The 19295-nt window shown below is 73.2% G+C and carries 13 protein-coding genes and 1 pseudogene; 5 read left to right on the forward strand and 9 right to left on the reverse strand.

The annotated features are described in order from the left end of the window. Positions 1-36: 36 nt before the first annotated feature. The 4 genes from AC5JJ1_RS20460 to AC5JJ1_RS20475 form a co-directional block, all read right to left on the reverse strand. The gene (locus AC5JJ1_RS20460; protein WP_495786960.1) at positions 37-3162 is read right to left on the reverse strand and encodes a PAS domain S-box protein; all 3126 of its coding nucleotides are present in this window, start codon (positions 3160-3162) and stop codon (positions 37-39) included. Positions 3163-3467: 305 nt separating this feature from the next. Continuing rightward, positions 3468-5600, reverse strand: coding sequence for an HWE histidine kinase domain-containing protein (locus tag AC5JJ1_RS20465; protein ID WP_495786961.1), 2133 nt, complete (start codon positions 5598-5600; stop codon positions 3468-3470). Positions 5601-5832: 232 nt separating this feature from the next. Then, positions 5833-6072 carry an ATP-binding protein gene (locus AC5JJ1_RS20470; protein WP_495786962.1) on the reverse strand — a complete coding sequence of 80 codons (240 nt, stop codon included), beginning with the start codon at positions 6070-6072 and terminating at the stop codon, positions 5833-5835. Next, positions 6066-7979 (reverse strand): sensor histidine kinase, encoded by a 1914-nt coding sequence (locus tag AC5JJ1_RS20475; protein WP_495786963.1) that lies wholly within the window; start codon positions 7977-7979, stop codon positions 6066-6068. The genes AC5JJ1_RS20470 and AC5JJ1_RS20475 overlap by 7 nt, the downstream gene beginning before the upstream one ends. 219 nt (positions 7980-8198) lie before the next feature. Between AC5JJ1_RS20475 and AC5JJ1_RS20480 the strand changes: the two genes are divergently transcribed. Together AC5JJ1_RS20480 and AC5JJ1_RS20485 are read left to right on the forward strand one after the other, a co-directional pair. Continuing rightward, a complete protein-coding gene (locus AC5JJ1_RS20480; protein WP_495786964.1) occupies positions 8199-8993 on the forward strand; it encodes a hypothetical protein in 795 nt (264 codons plus the stop codon). Beyond that, positions 8941-9576 (forward strand): HWE histidine kinase domain-containing protein, encoded by a 636-nt coding sequence (locus tag AC5JJ1_RS20485; RefSeq protein ID WP_495786965.1) that lies wholly within the window; start codon positions 8941-8943, stop codon positions 9574-9576. The genes AC5JJ1_RS20480 and AC5JJ1_RS20485 overlap by 53 nt, the downstream gene beginning before the upstream one ends. A 28-nt stretch (positions 9577-9604) precedes the next feature. Here AC5JJ1_RS20485 and AC5JJ1_RS20490 read toward each other — a convergent pair whose 3' ends face one another. The 4 genes and pseudogenes from AC5JJ1_RS20490 to AC5JJ1_RS20505 form a co-directional block, all read right to left on the reverse strand. Beyond that, the gene (locus AC5JJ1_RS20490; RefSeq protein ID WP_495786966.1) at positions 9605-10069 is read right to left on the reverse strand and encodes a response regulator; all 465 of its coding nucleotides are present in this window, start codon (positions 10067-10069) and stop codon (positions 9605-9607) included. Further along, positions 10056-10691, reverse strand: a complete 636-nt coding sequence (locus AC5JJ1_RS20495; RefSeq protein WP_495786967.1) for a sensor histidine kinase — start codon at positions 10689-10691, stop codon at positions 10056-10058. Before AC5JJ1_RS20495 ends, AC5JJ1_RS20490 begins: the two co-directional genes overlap by 14 nt. A 124-nt stretch (positions 10692-10815) precedes the next feature. Further along, a pseudogene (locus AC5JJ1_RS20500) lies at positions 10816-11982 on the reverse strand (PAS domain-containing protein); the annotation flags it as partial. A gap of 32 nt (positions 11983-12014) precedes the next feature. Continuing rightward, positions 12015-12137 carry a hypothetical protein gene (locus AC5JJ1_RS20505; protein ID WP_495786968.1) on the reverse strand — a complete coding sequence of 41 codons (123 nt, stop codon included), beginning with the start codon at positions 12135-12137 and terminating at the stop codon, positions 12015-12017. A gap of 696 nt (positions 12138-12833) precedes the next feature. Between AC5JJ1_RS20505 and AC5JJ1_RS20510 the strand changes: the two genes are divergently transcribed. The 3 genes from AC5JJ1_RS20510 (at position 12834) to AC5JJ1_RS20520 (ending at position 18459) form a co-directional block, all read left to right on the forward strand. After that, positions 12834-13286, forward strand: a complete 453-nt coding sequence (locus tag AC5JJ1_RS20510) for a hypothetical protein (protein WP_495786969.1) — start codon at positions 12834-12836, stop codon at positions 13284-13286. Between the two features lie 120 nt (positions 13287-13406). Beyond that, positions 13407-16223, forward strand: coding sequence for a PAS domain-containing protein (locus tag AC5JJ1_RS20515; protein WP_495786970.1), 2817 nt, complete (start codon positions 13407-13409; stop codon positions 16221-16223). 181 nt (positions 16224-16404) lie between these two features. Beyond that, positions 16405-18459: a PAS domain S-box protein gene (locus AC5JJ1_RS20520; RefSeq protein WP_495786971.1), complete on the forward strand. Its 2055-nt coding sequence runs from the start codon at positions 16405-16407 to the stop codon at positions 18457-18459. Between the two features lie 3 nt (positions 18460-18462). Here AC5JJ1_RS20520 and AC5JJ1_RS20525 read toward each other — a convergent pair whose 3' ends face one another. Next, a complete protein-coding gene (locus AC5JJ1_RS20525) occupies positions 18463-19161 on the reverse strand; it encodes an alpha/beta fold hydrolase (protein ID WP_495786972.1) in 699 nt (232 codons plus the stop codon). Positions 19162-19295 lie beyond the last annotated feature (134 nt).

A 19295-nucleotide genomic window follows, 5' to 3' on the forward strand; every position in this document is an offset into this window, starting at 1 on the left:
GCCTGCGGCGCACAGCGGAGGTTTGGTCAGTTGCTCTCAACCTGACCGGTATCGTTCCGAGGCTGCGGTCCCGGCTGACGGCGAACCTCCACCCAGCGACGCCGCGAGCGATACGGCGACGCCTTCGGCCAGACGCTCGCTTCCTATCGGCTTCCGCAGCAGCACCAGGGCGCCGCCCGCGTCCTCAACCGCAACCTCGGTCGGATCCATTCCCGTCAGGAGGATGGCAGGCAAGCCCGGCCTCCGGCGCCGCGCCTCCCGGATCAGGGTCATGCCGTCCATGCCGGGCATCGAGAGATCGGACATGACGAGGTCGAACGGCGCGCCTGCGTCGAGCAGGCAGAGTGCCTCGGCCCCCGATCGAACCGGGAGCACCGTGTGCCCGATGGCCTCCAGCTCCTCGGCAACCGTCTCCCGGACGAGCTCCTCGTCGTCGACGAGGAGGATCCGCCCCGGAGGTCCAGCCCGCACGGAAGCGCCCGGTGCCGGGGGCTGCTGGGCGGCCGGCGGCGCCTCGGCGACCGGCAACCGGATGGTGACGACTGTGCCCCGCCCGGGCCCGCTTTCGATCCCCAGGCTTCCGCCGCTGTGCTCGGCGAACTCCCTGGCCATCGCCAGCCCAAGGCCGGTGCCCTTGCCTGCGGCCTTGGTGGTGAAGAAGGGCTCCAGGACCCGCGACAGCGTGGCCTCGTCCATGCCGAGGCCGGTGTCCGCGACGGACAGCTGCACCCGACCGCCCTCCCCCAGGTCCAAGCCGGCCCTGAGGGTAAGGCAGCCGCCGCCGGGCATGGCGTCGCGCGCATTGGTGGCGAGGTTGACGAGCACGGTCTCCAGCTGCCCCCGGTCCGCCAGCAGCGGCGGCAAGCCGGACGGCACCTCGAGCCGGACCTCGATATTGGCCCCGAGGGTGTGCGCCAGCATGTCGCGCAGGCCCCCCAGTAGCTCCCCTGCGTCGACGGGCGCGGCCCGGAGCTCGCCACCGCGGGAAAAGGTCAGCAGGCGATGGGTCACGGCGGCACCGCGTTGGGCGGCGCCCACGACCATGCTGGCCAGGCGCCGCACCTCCTCCGGATCCTCCGGGTCGCGCAGGAGGAGCCCGGCGCCGCTCTGCACGGCCTGGAGCACATTGTTCACGTCATGCGCGATGCCGCCCGCCAGCTGCCCCAGCGCCTCGACGCGCTTGGCCTGCGCGAGCCGCGACTGGGTCTCGTGCAGCTCCCGCGCACGCTCCGTCGCCAGGCGCTCCAGCTCCGCCTTGTCGCGCGCCAGCACCTCGCGGGCCGCCACGATCTCGCTGATGTCGGTGCAGGTGCCGAACCAGCGGGCCACGCGGCCCGCCGCGTCCCGGATGGGCAAGGCGCGGGCGAGAACCCAGACATGGGCGCCGTCGCGGCGGCGGAGGCGGCACTCGGCCTCGTAGGGCGCGCCGGTCCGCAGCGCCTCCCGCCAGCGCGCGCGGACGTTACGCAGGTCATCGGGATGGACCCGGTCGCGCCAGCTCTGCGCCCCGGGCGAAGCCCCGGCATCCTCCAGGAACTCCCGCCACCGGGCGTTGGCGTAGTCGGGCGAGCCATCGCGCCGGGCGGACCAGACCAGCTGCGGCATGGCGTCGGCCAGCGCGCGGAACCGCGCCTCGCTGTCCCGCAGCGCCCGCTCGGCCGCCTTGCGCTCGCCGAGGTCCATGACGAAGGCCGCGACGAGGCCGGCCTGCCGATCGATCAGGCCAAAGGAGACCAGCACCGGCACGCGGGTGCCGTCGGGCCGCAGGTATTCCTTCTCGAAGGGTGTGCAGCGCCCGGAGGCAAGGGCTTCGGCCATCGCCGCCTCGTCGCTCGGGAACCACTCCCTGGGCGTGATCTCGTCCCACCGCCAAGCACCTCCGCCGGCATGGGTGCGCCCGACCATGGCCAGGAAAGAGGCGTTGGCGGAATGCACGCGGCCGCCGGTGTCGGCGATGAAGACGCCGACGGGGCTGGTCTCGAACAACGCCCGCGCGTCCGCCGCCACCCTCTCCCGCTCGGCCAGCGTCGAGGCAAGCGACGCGGCGAGCTCGTCCGCCTCGTGCAACCCGAGCGCCACCGCTGACTCGCCGCGCGCCGCCGACGCGGCTGCGCCGGGCACGCGGGCGAAGGCGCCGACGATGCGGCGCGCCATCAGGGACGCGACGGCGAGTGCCAGCGCCAGCGCCGCCGCCCCAACCGCAGCACTCCGCAGCAGCGAGGTGCGGATCGGCGCGAAGAGCACCCGCTCCGGGATGTCCAGCTTGACGGTGAACCCGCTCCGGGGCGCCCGGGCCAGGGCAACGGTCGCGGGTTCGCCTTCCAGTGTCCGGACGCCGCGCAATGCGAAGGCGGCCTTGCCGCCGCGCATCGCGTCGAGCACGGCGGGAACGGGGAGCATGCCAACCGTCTCGGCGTCCCGGCTGGACCGTGCGACGATGGCGCCGCTGCGGTCATGGACCGAGGCGATGCCGCCCGAGACCAGCTCGGGCTCGGACACGATGGCCAGGAGCCGCTCGCGGGGGACCGTGGCACCGATGGAGCCGATGACCGGGCGCCGTCCCTGTGGATCGGGCGCGGATGCCAGGACCGGCACGGCGACGGCAATGATCGGGACGGCGTCACGTGGTCCGGCGATGAGGTCCGAGACCTGCGCGTCCCCCGTGGCGATGGACGCAAGCGCGGCGGGCGAGCCGCGCTGCCCACCGCCTTGGCCGTCAGCCCCCTGGCCATCGGCCGCCCAGGTGTCGAGCCTGCGGTATCCATCCAAGCCGACAAGCCCGACCCGCGCCGGTGGCGTGCCCGCCGGGAGCCCGGTCGACAGCAGCTCGCTGGCGGCGCGCAGGTCGCGGCTGAAGGTTTCCAGGTCGCCGCGAGCGAGGACGCCCGAGGCGGCGAGCACCCGGGCGGCATCCTGGGTCCGCTCGAACTCCCGGTCCACGAGCCAGGCCAGGGTGCGCGCCTGCTCGACGAGCTGCGCCTCCGCCCGGCTGCGGTCGGCACGGCCCTGGACCCAGAGCCCGACCACCCCGAGCAGGACCAGCAGCAGGGACAGGGTGGCGACGAGTTGTGTCAGCTGCCCCAGCAGGGTGGGATTACGCGAGCCTGCCTTGGTCAGTGGCGCACGCCACGAGGCGGAGGATAAGGCGGGCCTGGACGCCACGGCCGCTGGACCGGGCGCTGCCGCGGGCCCGCCAAAGCCCGCCAGCGCTGAAAGGCTTGCCGCTTCCAACTTAGGCGCCGCGAAATGCCGTCCGTGCCCCATTGCGAAACCTCGGCTCAGCCGTGCCTCTCGGAACTGTAAACGGTTCGCTGTCTCGCCGCAATGTGATGTTAAACAATAAGCGAAGTTTCAACCAAAAAAGGAGACGGTCCGGATTCCTCAACTCCCTGTAGCCAAAGTTTGGGGTTTTCCCGCCGAAACCCATGACATGGACTGCGATGTCACGGCATCGCTACCCACCCCAGTCACGCGGCGCCCTCTCGGGCAAGGACCCGTCCAAGCGGCACCTCGATGTCGCAGCGCAACCCGGCAGCCTCCCAGGACCTCCGCACCGCGCCACCGAGTTGATCCGTCACGGTCGCCTCGATGAACCGCGAGCCGAAACCTCCACGTTCCGGCGGCCCAGGGACCGGCGGGCCGCCCCGTTCCACCCAGGTGATGCGGAGGAGGCCGGCGGCCTCGTCGATCGACCATCCCAACTCCACGCGCCCGCCCTCGGCCGACAGCGCACCATGCTTGACCGCGTTGGTCGCCAGCTCGTGCAGCACCACCGAGACCGGCTGGGTGGCGCCAGGCGACAGGACCACCGGTGGCCCCGCCAGCCCTGCGGACGGAGCGGTGGCCGGCTCCCGGCCCGGGGTCGGAAGGAATGCCTTCAGCTCGGCCTTGGCCAAGGTTCGCAGGTCGGCGCCCGACCACTGCGCGTCCGCCAGCAGCGTATGCGCACGGGCCAGGGCGGACACCCGGCCCTCGACGGCGCGGGCGTAGGATGCCGCGTCGTGCTTCGGGGTGAGCCGGAGCGCCGCCTGCACGACCGCGAGCACGTTCTTGGCGCGGTGGTCGACTTCGCGCGCCAGCAACGCACGCGCATCCTCGGCCCGCCGCCGTCCGGTCACGTCCTGGACCACGCTGACGGCACGCAGCGGCCGTCCCTGGCTGTCCCGGGCGGAGACACTGGCGCTCACACGCAGCCAGACCACCGTCCCGTCACCCTGCACCAGCCGGAGCTCCCCCTCGGCCGCTTTGCCGAGCTCCATCGCCGAGGCCGACGGGATGCGGCCCCTGTCCTCGGGATGGATGACCTGCTCGGGGCCGAGCCTGCCCACCAGCTCGTCCTCGGCGCGTCCGGCGATCTCGCAGAAGCGCCGGTTGACCCGGAGGTAGCGGCGGGTCCGGACATCGATCTCCGCGACGCCCGCCGCGGCGGTTTCGAAGATCGCGCGGAAGTCCGCCTCGCGGGCGGCCAGCGCCTGCTCGGCCCGCTCGCTGGCCACCCGCAGGGCCTCGAACTCGGCGACGGCCGCACCCGGCACCGCCCGCGGCCGGGTTCCGGGCACGCCTCCATCGGCGGCGGAACTCTCGGCCCTTTGGACCAGCGCCTCGACAGGGCGGAGAATCCGGCGCGCCAGCCGGGCCGCCACGGCAAGGCCCACCCCCAATGCCACCAATCCTCCTCCAACCAGAGCGGCCAGCGGCCCGAGCCAACTGGCCCGATAGCGGGCGTAGGGCTCGGCCACGGCCACGGTCCAGCCGGGCGCCTCCCGAATGGGCCGGACGGCGTAGAGCGAGTCCTGCCCGTTCGCAGACCGGGCGCGAAAGCTGCCCCGCTCGCGCTCTGCCGCGGAGACGCCCCGGCTGGGCGGCACCGTCCCCAGGAACCGCTCCTGCTCACGCGTGCGGGCGACGATACGGCCCTGTCCGTCAGCGACGGAGACGAAGGCACCATCCGATGACCGCATGGAGAGAAGCCGCGCCGAAAGCACCGCCGGGTCCAGGACCAGCACGACGACGCGCGTGACCCGGCCCTGCTGCAGGGCGGGCGCCGCGACGGCGACTAGGGGTCGACCAGCTCGGCGCCCGACGAAGTAGTCGGACACCGCGGGCCTCCTGGTATCGATGGCGCGCCGGATGACGTCCCAGGCACCCTCGCCCGGCGGCGAGGGCGGCGGCATCGCCGCACCGGCCGGCAGGGCGGTATTCAGCTGCTGCTGGTGACCCGGGGCGGCGTCGTTCACCACGACCCAGCCGCCGGTCGACGCGCTCACCTCGCGGGCCCAGGTGTCGAAGGCGGCGAGGTCGTCCCGTTCGAGCAGTGGAGATGCAGCCAGGGCGGTGACGGCGGCAAGATGGGTCCGAATCTCGCTGTCGAGGAACATGGCCAGGGCCTGCGAGGTGTCCGTCAGCCACGCCTCGAAGCTCCGGCGGTAGCTGTCCGCGAGGTTCCAGGCCGCCGCTCCCGCCACGGACAGGGCTGGGACCAGCACCGCGAGGACGAGGGCCAGCAGGTAGGTCCGCAGGCCGGGCTGGCGCTTGCCGCCCCCTGCGGCTGGGGGTCCACGCCCCATGACCGAGGCATTGCGGGTGAGCGTATCGTCCATCCGGAACCCCAGCTCTGGGGCCCTGCCCCCTCATCCAACAAAGCTCGGCTGTAAAGGCGAAGCCAGCCCTCGACGCAAGCGGAACGGCAGGTCTGGAGCCGGCCGGCCTGTCACGGAATGCGTCCGCCCTTCGGATCAGACGGCATTCAATACCAACGAGGCCCGCCCTGGAACTGCCGGAGATGGCTTCGGAGCGAGTCGCGGCGGAATGGTTCTGCCCCCCGGACCCGGCTCATGTCCCAAGGCCCGCGGGAACCTCGGACGGCTCGCCGCCGCTACCGGGATCCGGCAGCGCGTCCGCGTGCAGCGGCAGGCGCAGGGTGACCGTGGTGCCCTGGCCTGGGGCGGAGCGCGTGGCGAGTTCGGCTCCGATCTGCCGCGAGAGCGCCTGCACCACGGTCGAGCCGAGGCCGGGCGGCCCCGCCCCCGGCGTCATGCCCGCGCCCCGGTCGGCGACGGTCACGGTCAGCACGCCGCCGGCCGCCATCGCACCACCGACACGGATCCCCCAATGCCGGGCGGGTAGGCGTGCCGCAGCGCGTTGGTCAGCAACTCGCCCACCACCAGGCAGAGCGGAATGGCGCGTTCCGCGTCCAGCTCCAGCCCGCCCTCGGCGCCGCAGCGGGAGGTGACGTGGGGGTTGAGCTGGCCGAACCGCGCGCAAAGCTGCTGCACCATCTGCCCAAGGTCGACGGTGCGCAGGTCATGGCTTTGCTGCAGGGCCAGGTGCGCCTGCGCCACCGCATCCACCCGGCCGATGGCGTCGCCGAGCGCCGCGACGGCCTCCGGGTCGTCCACCCGGCTGCGGTGCATCCGCAGCAGGCTGCCCACCAACTGCAGGCTGTTCTTGATGCGATGGTCCGCCTCGCGCTGCAGCAGCTCGCGCGCGGCGAGGACCTCGCGCAACGCCTCCTCTCGGCGCCTGCGCTCGGTCACGTCGCGGACCACGCCGATCGCGCGTCGAGCCCCATCCTTCCCGCCTAGCACCAGGCCGCGGCTGGCGAACCAGCGCGTCTCCCCCGCTGCCGTCAGGCCGCGGAACTCGCTCGCATAGGGGGAGCCGGACAGCTCGGCCGCCGCGAAGTTCCGGGCGGCGCGCTGGCGGTCCTCGGGGTGGATGAACCCCGCCAGGCGCTCGCCTTCGACCTCGATAGGCTCGGGCGGCAGGCCCAGCATCGCCGCCAGCCGCGCATCCCACCGGGTCCGCCCGGTCCCGAGGTCGGTCTCCCAGGTGCCGAGGCCGCCTGCCTCCAGCGCCACGCGGAGCCGCTCCTCGCCCTCCCGCAGCGCCGCCTCGCCCCGGCGCATCCCGGCGACCATGGCCGCCAGCGAGGTCGCGGTCTCGCGGGCCTCCCGGTACCAGCCGGCCGTGGTGCCGAAGGCCGTGGCTTCGCCGCCCGCCTCGGCGCGCCTAGCCGCCGCGGCCAGCGCCTCCTGCGGACGGGCGATGGCCACGGCCAGCACCCACCCGGCAACGCCGGCCAGGGCGGCCGCGAGCAATCCCCAGAGCAGGATGCGGTGCCGCAGCCGCTCAAGCGGGGCAAGCGCCGCGGCGGCGTCCTGCCGGACCAGGACCGTCCAGCCGAGGCCGGGGAAGGTCCCGTACCCCTTACTGGCCGCGATGCCCGCGACATAGGCGCGACCATCCGGCCAGCGCCGGAGGCCAGGCTCAACCGGGACAGAATGGCCCTCGAGCTCGGGCGGCCCGATCAGGACCCGGCCCTCGCGCGACAGCACGAGGGCGTCCGCCAGGTTCGCCGCGCCTAGCATCTCGGCGAATGACTGTTTCACCTCGCGCGCCCATTCGACCGAGAGGTGGGCGCCGAGGACCCCGACCAGCTCGCCGCCCGGCGCGCGGACGGGCACCGCCAGGTCGAGGAAGCGGTGCGGCCTGCCGAAGGGCGTCTCGCCCATGAGCCTGGCCAGCAGGATGGCGTCGCGGACATCGGCCACGTAGGGCCGCTCGCGTCCGATCCGGAAGAACTCCCGCCCGGAGGCGTCGGCCCCCTCGAAGGCGCCGCGGCTGTCGGCGACCACGCGGCCGTCCGGCGCCATGAAGGCGGCGATGGCGTACTCCGGATTGGCCTGCTGCACGGCGTCGAGGACGGCCCGACGCTCTTCCGGGCTCGCCTCCGGGCGCCTCAAGGCCGGAAGGTCGCCTGCCGCGCCGAGGCCGCGCAGGCGCAGGTCGATGCCGCGGTCCAGGGTGTCGGCGAGCTGGCGCGCGAAGCCGGCCACCTCCTCCGCCTCGCGCTCCTGCAGGCGGCGGCCGAGCTCGGCGCCGCCGAGCAGCGCGGCGGAAGCCGCGGCCAGCAGCGCGACGCTGGCGAAGGCGAGGGCCAGCAATGCCCTCAGCGATGGAGGTCCGCGGAGTTGCATCAAGCAAAACGTGTAACAGCTGGCGGCCCGTCTCGCCATGGCCATGGACGGCGCGTCTACGTCCGGTTCCGGAAGTGGGTGGGACGAACCATGCGCTGCTTGATGCCGTTCTCGACGATGTCAAGGCGGCGGCGCTGGAATGACGACATCAAGAGGAGGCTCGTCGGGCTCCCCGACCGACCCGGAGCAATCTCGTCCCGGAGGCGGGCGGGCGACGAGATGGAGCAGGCCCTCGTCACGGCCGAGGACACGCGCGCCGAGGCCGCCGCCGCCATCCGCGAGCGCGACGCCATGGCCGTGGAACTCCGCTCGAGCCGGGACGGGCGCTGGCACGTCGAGGTCGAGGCGGAGGCCCTGCGGGCCAGGCTGGAGGAGGCAGAGCGCAAGCTCGCTCGTCATGACAGTGAGGCGCAGGGCAGGCTGGACAGGGCCGAGATGCCGAATGCGGAGGTGCAAACCCTCGCCGAGCAGCTGCACGTCGCCAACGAGGAGCTGCGGGCGCAGGGGGAGGAGCTGACCCAGGAGAACGTTGCCCTCGCACGCGCCAACCAGCAGCTCGAGCGGCGCGTGGCGGAGCGCACCGCCGAGCTGGCGGACGCCAACGCCATGCTGCGCGCCGCCACCGACACCATGCCCTACCTCGTCTGGAGCTCCCATCCGGGGGGCGCCTGGCAATACGCCAACCGGCGCTGGACCGAATATGCGGGCCAGCCCGCGAAGGAGGCGGCTAAATTCCGCTGGCTTGACCCCGTCCACCCGGAGGACCGCGACTGCGTGCTGCAGGCCTGGCGCGCCGCCTTGGACACCGGCGAGCTGCTGGGTCGAGCACCGGCTGTGCGGCCTCGACGGCTCCTGCGAGCGGTTCGAAACCCGTGGCCTGCCGCTGCAGGGTCGGGAAGGCGTCTCCGAGCTCTGGTTCGGCACGACCACCGATGTCGAGGGGGCCCGGCGCGCCGAGGCGGTGCTGCGCGAGAGCGAGGCGCGCTTCCGCGGCTTCGCCGAGGCCACGGCTGACGTGCTCTGGGTGGTCGACGCCGAGACCCGGCGCCTCGAATACCTCAGCCCGCCCTTCGAGGCGGTCTGGGGTGCCCCTCGGGCCGAGGTCATGGGCGACCTTGGGCGCTGGGCGGGGATGCTGCACCCGGAAGACCGCGCGCGGGTGCTGGAGGCGCTCCCCACCGCGCTCACGGGCGCGGTGGTCGACACCGATTACCGCATCCTCCGACCCGCCGATGGGCAGGTGGGCTGGGTGCGCGACATCGGCTTCCCCATGCGCGACGAGGAGAGTCGGGTGCGCCGGGCGGCCGGGCTGGCGCGCGACGTGACCGCGGCGAAGGAGGCCGAGGCGGGCCAGCGGCTTCTGCTGCGGGAGCTGAACCACCGCGTGAAGAACACGCTGGCCTCCGTCCAGGCGATTTTCGCCCAGACCGCGCGGGGAGGCGAGGCGGCGGACTTCCGGGCCGCGTTCCAGGCCCGCTTGGCGGCCCTGGCCGCCGCGCACGACCTGCTCACACGACAGGCGTGGCAGGGTGTTCCGCTCGCCGATGTGGCCCGCCGCACCCTGGCCCCGCCCACAAGCCTGGGGCGCCGCCGCTGACCCGGGCGCAGGCCCCGCCCGCTGGAGCCTATGGCGCGGCGGGGTCGGGCATCTCCGCCAGCAGCATCCAGTAGACGCCGAGCTGCTTCACCAGCCCAAGCAGGCCGTCGAGGGCCACCGGCTTCATGAGGTAGGTGTTGGCACCCAGCTCGTAGGCGCGGTTCACGTCGTCGGTCTCCCGTGACGAGGTCAGCACCACCACCGGGATGCGCTGCAGCTGCGGGGCCTGCCGCCTGCGCCATTCCAGCACCTCCAGCCCCGACATGCGGGGCAGCTTGAGGTCGAGCAGAATGAGCAGGGGAAGAGGGTACGCGTTGCGGTCGGCGTAGGCGCCCTGGCCCATGAGGTAGGCCACCGCCTCCTCGCCGTTCCTGGCGAATCGCAGGGGGTTGGCGAGCTTCGCCTTGGTGAAGGCGCGCCGGATGAACAGCACGTCGTCGGGGTTGTCCTCGACCACCAGGACCGGGAAGGCTTTCGGCTCACCGCTCTGCATTCCGCCCCTCCGCCCCTGGGAGCTCGAACCAGAACCGGCTGCCCCGGCCGGGCTGCGTCTCCACCCCGACGCGCCCGCCCAGGCGCTCGATGCCCTTCTTGACGATGGCCAGCCCGATGCCGGTGCCCGGATAGGGCGATTGCGTTCCTTGCAGGCGCTCGAAGATCCTGAACACCCGGTCATCGTGCTGCGCCCCGAAGCCGATCCCGTTGTCCCCGACCGTGACGCGCACCGCGGCGTCCCGGCGCTCGGCCATGATCCGCACCCGAGGCCGGACGCCCGGCGCGACGAATTTGAGGCCGTTGCCGACGAGGTTCAGCAGCACCTGGTTCAGGATCGAGTGCTGGCCAAGGACGAGGGGGAGGGAATCCTCGACCGTCACCTCGGCACCCGTCTCCGCGATGGTGCCGCGCAGCTGGTCCAGGACCCGCCCGACAACTCCTCCGAGGTCGACCGGCTCCGGGCGGATCTCCTTGCGCGCCAGGCGCGAGTAGGCCAGCAGGTCGTCGATGAGGCCGTCCAGCCGGTCGGCACCGCCGACGATGCGGCTGGCGAAATCCCGCCCGGTGTCGTCGAAGCGGTCGCCATAGTCCTCGAGCAAGGCCTGGCCGAAGCCGCGCATGCTGCGCAGGGGCGCGCAGGTCGTGGGCGACGGAGTAGGCGAATGTCTCCAGCTCGGCGTTCACTTCGGCCAGCCTGCGGGTGCGTTCCTCGACGCGCTGCTCCAGCACCGCCGCCATCCGGCGGATGTCGTCGATGTCGGTCGCGGTGCCGACCCAGGCATAGACCTCGCCGTCGCGCCGCAGCGGCGCCACCCGGCTGGCGTGCCAGCGGTACTGGCCGTCCCTCTGGCGCAGGCGGACGTCGGACTCGTAGGGTTCGCCCGCGGCGATCGCCCGCGCGCGCAGGCGGAAGTGGGCCTCGCGGTCGTCCGGGTGCATGACCTCGGCCCAAGACAGGTCCGGCAGGCTGGCCGGGCACCCCGTGTAGTCCCGCCAGGCGGCGTTGAAGTACTCGACCGCGCCGCCCAGCCCGGCCACCCACATCATGCGCGGCAAGTTCTCAAGCAGGGCGCGGAAGCGCTGCTCGCTCTCGCGCAGCGCCTCCTCGGCCCTCTTGCGCGCGGAGATGTCCTCGACGACGGAGATGAAGTAGGCAGGCGCGCCGTCCCGATCTCGCACGAGTGCGACGGTCAGCAGGGCCCAGACCACGGCGCCGCCCTTGGCGAGGTAGCGCTTCTCCAGTTGGTAGCTGCCGCCATCGCCCGCGAGCAGGGCGCGCATCTGGTGCAGTTCGGCGTCGAGGTCCTCCGGGTGCGTGAGATCCTGGAAGGTCAGCCGCAGCATCTCCTCCCGCGGGTAGCCAAGGATGTCGCACAGGCGCTGGTTGACCCGCAGCCAAGTGCCGTCCGGGGCCACCTGCGCCATCCCGACCGCCGCCTGCTCGAAGATCGCCCGAAACCGCGTCTCTCCCTCGCGCAGCGCCTCCTCCGCCCGCTTGCGGCCGGTGATGTCGCGGGCGATCTTGGAGGCTCCGACGACAACGCCGGAGGCATCCCGAATGGGCGAGACCGTCAGCGAGATCTCGATGACGGTTCCGTCCTTGCGGCGGCGGCGCGTCTCGTAATGTGCCACCCTCTCGCCCCACCGAATCCGTTCGAGCATGCGGGGCATGTCGTCCTCGAGCCCGGGCGGCGCAAGCACCGAGATGGGACGGCCTACCATCTCCGCGGCCGTGTAGCCGAGCATGCGCTCGGCCGCCGGGTTCCAGCTGGTGACGATGCCGTTCAGGGTCTTGCTGTCGATGGCGTCGTCCGAGGATTCGACGATGGCCGCCAGCCAGAGCCGGTCCAGCTCGCCGCCGCGCCCGCTCGCCGGCATCGTCCGGCCTCGCGCCTCGATCCCGGTCACCATGATGACCGCTGCTTCGGATGGCGGGCCCTGCTTCAGCGGAGCATCCCGGGCCGGTCGGGCCAGCTCATCCGGGGGCCGGTGGCGGCCATGTCGAAGCCGCCCTCCGCAAGGGCGGCCTCGAACGCCTCCGCGCCGTCCCCGTCGGCGACCTCCATTTCCGGAACCCCCTGCGGCCCCCGCCGTCGGCCAGGAGACGGTCACCCTGATCGCTGTCTGCAACGAAACCATTCATTTTCCACGCTTCTACACGCCCCCTCCGGGTTATCCCAGGGTGGCCGGGTCCGCCGCCCGTAACCTCCCGGGAGCGACGGCGATCATGGTTCTCGGCGAAGGCGTCTGGGGAGTGCGGGCCGTTCTCGTCGTCCTGCTGGTCGCCTCCTTGCGCATCGCGGCCGGGCATCGCGGGAACTCCCGCAAGGGTTGCTCGACCGCCTCGCCGCCGGAAAGCCTATCCAGGGAGGGGTGGCCACGGTGATCGATGTCGTCATGGACACCGCAGAAGCGGTGGCGACCTTCGGCCCGCGCTTTCGGCCGGATGCGGGTCGTGAGGACTGGGGCGCGCCACTCGGAGATGAAACCCCCTGCCAACCTGACAGCACCACGGGCACGTCCTTTCGTGGGCGGGTTAGATCCGCCCTCGACGAAGGATGCCGGTGGCTGGCAGTGCGCCGTCCGGGCCACCGCCGAACGTCATGGACGCGACGCCAAGCCGGTCGGCAGGCCGGCCCGGCCAATTGGCTCGACCGATGTGGTGCCAGCGCTACGGTGGGCTGCCTCGTCGACATTGTCGTTGAGGCCCCGCACCATATCTCCCAGGGTGTAAGGCGCTCTCTTTCCGACAAGGATCCCTCATGTCCGTACCTGTCCGTGCCTCGCTTGGCTTCCTGGCAGCGGTGCTCGCCGTCCTGACCTTCCACCAGGGCATGTGGGGCCTGCTCTACCTGGTCGGCTGGATGCCGCGCCCGCCCTACCCGCTGACGCCGAGCGGCCCGCTCGGCGTGCCGCTGCTGCTGAATTTCTGCTTCTGGGCCGGGCTCTACGGCGCCGCCTATGCTCTGGCGCTGCCGCGCCTGCCGCGGATGCCGGGCTGGCTGAGTGGCCTGGGCCTCGGGCTGCTGGCCGCGCTGGTCGGCTGGTTCGTCGTCGCGCCGCTGAAGGGCCAGCCCCTGGCCGCCGGCTTCGATCCGATGCGGATGCTGATCTCGGTGTTGATCAACGGCTTCTGGGGCATCGGCGTCGGCATCATCCTGCCGATGCTCCTGCCCAAGGCGGCGCAATCGCAACTGGCATCGTTCCGCCGGTAAGGTGCATTATCGGTTCCTTCGAAGGCGCCTGGAGGGATCGGTATGCGGAGGCAGGGGGCGCCCCTGGAGCATCATGGGCGCATAGGCCTTGCTGGACATCTGCTTGGGCTGGTTCTGGCGGTGCTGCTGCCGAGCCTCGCCCTCGGCGGCGCCACCGCCTGGCACCTTGCCGGCCTCTACCGCACCGCCTCGGAGGAGCGGCTCGGCGATACCGCCCGCGCCCTGGCCTTGGCGGTCGATGGCGAGTTCGAGATCCTCCAAACCGCCGTTCTTGCGCTGGCCAGCTCGCCGCTGCTCCAGCTCGAGGACATCCGCGCCTTCCGCGCCTGGGCGATCACCGCGACCACGCGGCTCGGCGGCGCCGTCGTGGTGCATGAGGCGTCGCCGGGCCTCCCGCAGTTGCTCAACACCATGCAGCCCGAGGGTGCGGCGCCGGCCCCGGTCACGCCGCCCGCCGCGGCCGAGATGGTCCAGCGGACCCTGCTCAGCCGCCAGCCAACCATCTCCCACCTGTTCGACGGTCCGCTCAGCGGCCGGCGGATGGCCGCGGCGGCGGCCGCGACGCCGGATGCCCAGATGGTGGTGGTGATGGTGATCCCGGCGGAGCGGCTGGCCCGCCGCCTTACCGACCAGGGGCTGAACGACGGCGCCGTCGTCGCCATCGTCGATGCGCAGAACCGCGTCGTCGCCCGGTCCGACGAGTACGGGACCCTCTCGGGCGGCAATACCGTCGCCGTGCCCTTCGGCAGCGGGACCGAGGCGAGCGGCCTGTTCCAGGGTGTCGATGGCGAGGGCATGCCGGTGCTCTATGCCTTTCGCCGCCTGCGCCTGGCGGCGGGCTGGAGCGTCGTCGTCGGCAAGCCGCTGACCGATTACCGCCTGAGCTGGCTGCGCCCGCTGCTGGTCTTCCTCGCCGGCGGCGGGCTTGCCCTCGGCCTCGGCCTCGGCCTCTCGGTTGCGCTCGGGCGGCGCATCCGCGGGCCGGTCCTCGCCCTGGTGCAGCGGGCCGATGCGGTGGCGAGCGGGCCCGGGGCGACGAAGCCGCTCGCCCTGCCGCCCAGCCCCGTCGCCGAATTCGAGGAGCTGCGCCAGGCGATGGAGCGGGCCGACGCCGCGCTGCGCGCCGGCGAGGCGGAGTTCCGCGCGGCCTTTGAGCAATCCGCCGTGCCCATGCAGCAGACCGATTGCGCCACCGGCTGCTTCCTCCGCGTCAACCGTGCCTTCTGCGACCTGCTCGACCGGCCGGCCGAGGCGCTGATCGGCCTCGCCTTCACCGAGGTCACCCATCCGGAGGACCGCGAGGCCGATCTGGACGGTTTCTGGCGCATGGCGCGCGGCGAGGCGCCCTCCTACGAGGGGGAGAAGCGCTTCGTCCGGGCGGACGGCTCGGTGCGATGGGTGCGCATCGCCTCCTCCCCGCTGCGCGACGCCAAGGGCCAGCCGGTCCGCACCATGGCGGTGGTGCTCGACGTGACCGCGCAGCATGAGGCGGAGGCGGCGCGGCGCAGCAGCGAGGCCTGGATGCGGCTGGCGCAGGAGGCGGGCGGCATCGGCTCCTGGGATGCGAATGCCCGGACCGGCCTCATCCGCTGGTCGGACCAGAACTACCGGCTCTGGGGCCTCGAGCCCGGCACCCCGATCACCGACCAGTTCATCCTCTCGCTGATCCATCCCGACGACCGCGAGGCCATGCAGCGGCAGCAGCGGATGGCGATGGACCCGGACGGCCCGCACCCGATGGAGCTCGAATTCCGCATCCGCCGCGCCTCGGACGGGGCCGAGCGCCGGCTGCTCTCGGTCGGCGAACGGAGCCATGCGGCGGATGGGCGCCTCATCGGCCACCGCGGCATCATCCAGGACGTGACCGAGCGGCGCCAGGCCGAGGCGGACCTGCGGCGGAGCGAGGAGCGGCTGCGCCTGGCCCAGGAGGCGGGCGGCATCGGCTCCTGGGAGTGGGAGGTGGCGAGCGGGGCGCTGTTCTGGTCGGAGAGCTGCCACCGCCTGCACGGCACCGACCCGGATGAGCCGCTGACCGACGCGGCTTGGCGCGCCCTCATCTTGGAGGAGGATCGGCCGCGGGTGGAGGCGGCGCTGGAGGCGGCGCTCGCCGGCGCCGCCACCGCCTGGGAGACGGAGTTCCGCATCATCCGGCCGAATGACCAGGCGCTGCGCTGGATCAACGGCCGTGGCAGCATCCTGCGCGACCCCGCCGATGGCCGGCCCCTGCGCGTGGTCGGCGTCGGCATGGACGTGACCGAGCGGCGCGAGGCGGAGGAGCGGCTGCGCCTGCTCGCCCGCGAGGTCGACCACCGGGCCAAGAATGCGCTTGCCGTGGTGCAGGCGGCGCTCCGCCTGACGCCGAAGGACGATGCCGCCCGCTATGCCCAGGCGGTCGAGGGGCGGGTGAACAACCTCGCCCGGGTCCACAACCTGCTGGCCCAGGCGCGCTGGTCCGGGACGCGGCTGCTCCAGCTGGCCGAGGGCGAGCTGGCGCCCTTCCTCCCCGCCCGCGCCGGCGATGGGGAGCGGGTGCCGCGGGTGGCGCTGGACGGGCCCTCGGTGCTGCTCGGGCCGAGCGCGGCGCAGGCGATCTCCATGGCGCTGCACGAGCTGGCGACCAATGCGACCAAGCATGGCGCGCTCTCGGTGCCGGGCGGCATGGTGCGGCTCTCCTGGGTGCTCGACCACCCGGCCGGGCTGCTGCGGATCCGCTGGACCGAGACGGGCGGCCCGCCCATCGCCGCGCCGCCGGGGCGCCGCGGCTTCGGCAGCCGGGTCATGAAGGGGACCATCCGCGACCAGTTGGGTGGCGCGGTCCACCGCGACTGGACCGCGGCCGGGCTCGATTGCGGGCTCGAGGTGCCGCTCGGCCGTCTGGCCTCGGATCTCGACGAGGGCGCCTCGGACCGGCCGCTCTTCTCCCGGATCAAGGAGTGACCGAGCGACAGGGCCGATCGGAGGGCCGCCGCTGCGCATCGGGATTCAGACGCGGTGGGAGAATGACAAAAACCCTTGTCCAACCAAAAGGCGTGACGCCCGCGGCACCGCTCGCGGACCTCGATCAACTTAAGGCGAGATCGGCCCGTAAGGCGGTTAGTCACGGTATTTCGATCTTCTCGTGCGAAAACCGATACAGACATGCACCGGCCTCGGACGGGCCACGCCGGGAGCCGAGCCTTCCGAGAAGGCGAAGCCGACCGCGCCCTCGGCCTGGCCGCTCGCCTGGCGGAGCGCCGCGACGGCCGGCCTGCCGGCCGCGCTGCTCGCCGCCAGCGGCTGGCTCGCCTGGCGGGAGGCAGCGCTGTCGCCGCTCGCCGTCGCCCTGCCGGCGCTGCTCGGCCTTGCCCTTCTCGCCTGGCACGGCCGGCGCCGGCTGCTGGCCGCGAATGACCGGCTCGAGCGGCGCATCGCCGAGCGCGGCGCGGCGCTCGCCGAATTGTCCGAGGCGCTCGACCTGACGCCCTCCATGATCACCGATCTCGAGGGGCGGATCCTCCATTGGTCGGAGGGCTGCGCGCGGCTCTACGGGTACGGCCGGGAGGAGGCGCTCGGCCGGCCGGTGTCCGACCTGCTGCGCACCGAATTCGCCTCCGGCGGGCGCGAGGGGCTGCTGGCCGACCTGCTCCGCGACGGCCAGTGCCAGGGCGAGCTGCGGCAGTACAGGCGCGACGGCAGCCCGCTCGTCGCAAGCGTGCACTGGGTGCTGCGCCGCGACCCGCGGACCGGCGCGCCGCATTCGATCGTCAGCACCCGGACCGATCTCACCGCCCTGCACCAGGTGGAGCAGGCGCTCCGCCGCAGCGAGGCACGGCTGCAGCGGGCGCAGGAGGCGAGCGGGGCGGTTGCCTTCGAGCTGGGCGAGGACGGCTCGGTGCTGACCGATGCGGCGATGTCCGGGCTCTTCGGCCTGCCGCCGGCGGGGCCGCTGACATTGGCGCACCTCGCCTCCCGCCTGCATCCGGGGGACCGCCGGTTACTGGCCGGCGCCTATGGCAACCTCGCGCGGCATGGCGGCGCCTTCAACCTGGAATTCCGCATCCGCCGGCCGGATGGCACGGTGCGCTGGCTGCTGGCGCGGGGCGAGGCGCAGCCGCGGCAGCCCGGCTGCCAGGCGCCGCGGCTCGCCGCCGGCATCGTCCTCGACGTCACCCAGCGGCGGAATGCCGAGGCGGCGCTGGCTGCCAGCGGCGAGCGGCTGCGCCTGGCCCAGGAGGCGGCGGGCTTCGGCATCTACGACCACGACTTCCGCACCGGCGCCGTGACCTGGGACAGCCGGATGCGCGCCTTCTGGGGCCTCGGCGAGGAAGCGCCGGTGACGGCGCGGCACTTCCTCGCCGGGCTGCACCCGGAGGACCGGCCGCTGCGCCGGGCCGCCATGCGCGAGGCCCGCGACCCGCAGGGCCCTGGCACCTACCAGGCCGAGTTCCGCGTGGTCGGCGAGGGGGAGCGCTGGATCTTCACCATCGGGCAGGTGCATTTCGAGCATGGCCGCGCGGTGCGGCTGACCGGCCTCGCCCTCGACGTCACCGAGCGCAAGCGGAGCGAGCAGCGCAACGAGCTGCTGATGCGCGAGGTCGACCACCGCGCCAAGAATGCGCTGGCCGTCGTGCAGGCGGCGCTGCGGCTGAGCCGGGCGGAGACGCCGGCGGAGCTGGTGCGGATTATCGAGGGGCGGGTCGCCGCCCTGGCCCGGGCGCAGACCATCCTCGCCCGCCGCCGCTGGGAGGGGGCGGAGCTGCAGGCGCTGCTGGAAGGCGAGCTGGCCGCCTTCCTCACCGGCATCAGGCTCGATGCGCCGCGGGCCGAGCTGCACGGGCCGCCGGTGACCCTCGCCGCCCAGGCCGCCCAGCCGCTCAGCATGGCGGTGCACGAGCTGGCGACCAATGCGATGAAATACGGCGCCCTCTCCCGCCGCGGCGGGCTGCTGCAAGTGAGCTGGCGGCTCGATCCGGCGCGGCAGGTGCTCAGCCTGCTCTGGCGCGAGCGCGGCGGACCGGAAGAGGCGGCGGCCCCGACGCGGCGCGGCTTCGGCTCCCGGGTGATCGAGCAGACGGTGCAGGTGCAGCTTGGCGGCAGCCTGACCCGGCGCTGGCTGCCGGGCGGGCTGGCCTGCGAGATCACCATCCCGCTCGCACGGCAGGGCGCGGCGGCGGAGAAGGCGGCGGCGGCCTGAGCCTCAGCCCAGCAGCCAGTCGCGCAGCAGCGACGTCACCGCCTCCGGCGCCTCCATGGGCGGCAGGTGACCGCAGCCGGGGAGGCGGTGCAGCCGGGCGCCGGGGATGCCGGCAGCGATCTCCTCGGCCAGCTCGGGCGGCGTCAGCAGGTCGGCCTCGCCCACCGCGACCAGGGTCGGCAGGCGGAGCCGGGGCAGGTCCGGGCGCGAGTCCGGCCGCGTGAGGATGGCGGCCTGCTGGCGCAGGAAGGCATCCCGCCCGACCCGCTCGGCCATTGCCATCACCGCCTGGCCCACCGGCCCCGCCAGCCGGTCCGGATGGACGAGCTGCGGCAGCAGCCGCGGGGTGACGCCCTTGAACAACCCGCTGCGGGCGAAGGAGATCAGGCCGCGGCGGCGGCGCGCCTGTTCCGGCGTGTCGGGCCGGGCGGAGGTATCGAGCAGGGCGAGCCGCGTCACCCGCCCCGGCGCCTGGCGCAGCACCTCGAAGGCGAGGTAGCCGCCCATGGAGAGGCCGGCCAGGGCGAAGCGCGGCGGCGCCGCGGCCAGCGCCCGTTTGGCCATGGCGGCAAGGCTGCTGTCCTGCGCCACATCGGCGACGTGGCAGCGGACGAGGCCGCCGAGGCCCGCGACCTGCGCCTCCCACAGCGCGGCGTCGCAGAGCAGGCCGGGCAGCAGCAGGAGGTCGGTGGGGTCGGGCATGGCAATCCTGCCTCTAGGGGGCGGGAAAAACCGGCACAAGCCCTGCCGCGCCTTGATTTTCGGCCCCTGTTGGCGCATATGCGCGGCGGACCTGGAACGGCAGCCTTGCGAAAGGGCGAGCCGGGCGTCGGTTT

It is taken from the genome of Belnapia sp., from assembly GCF_059504005.1.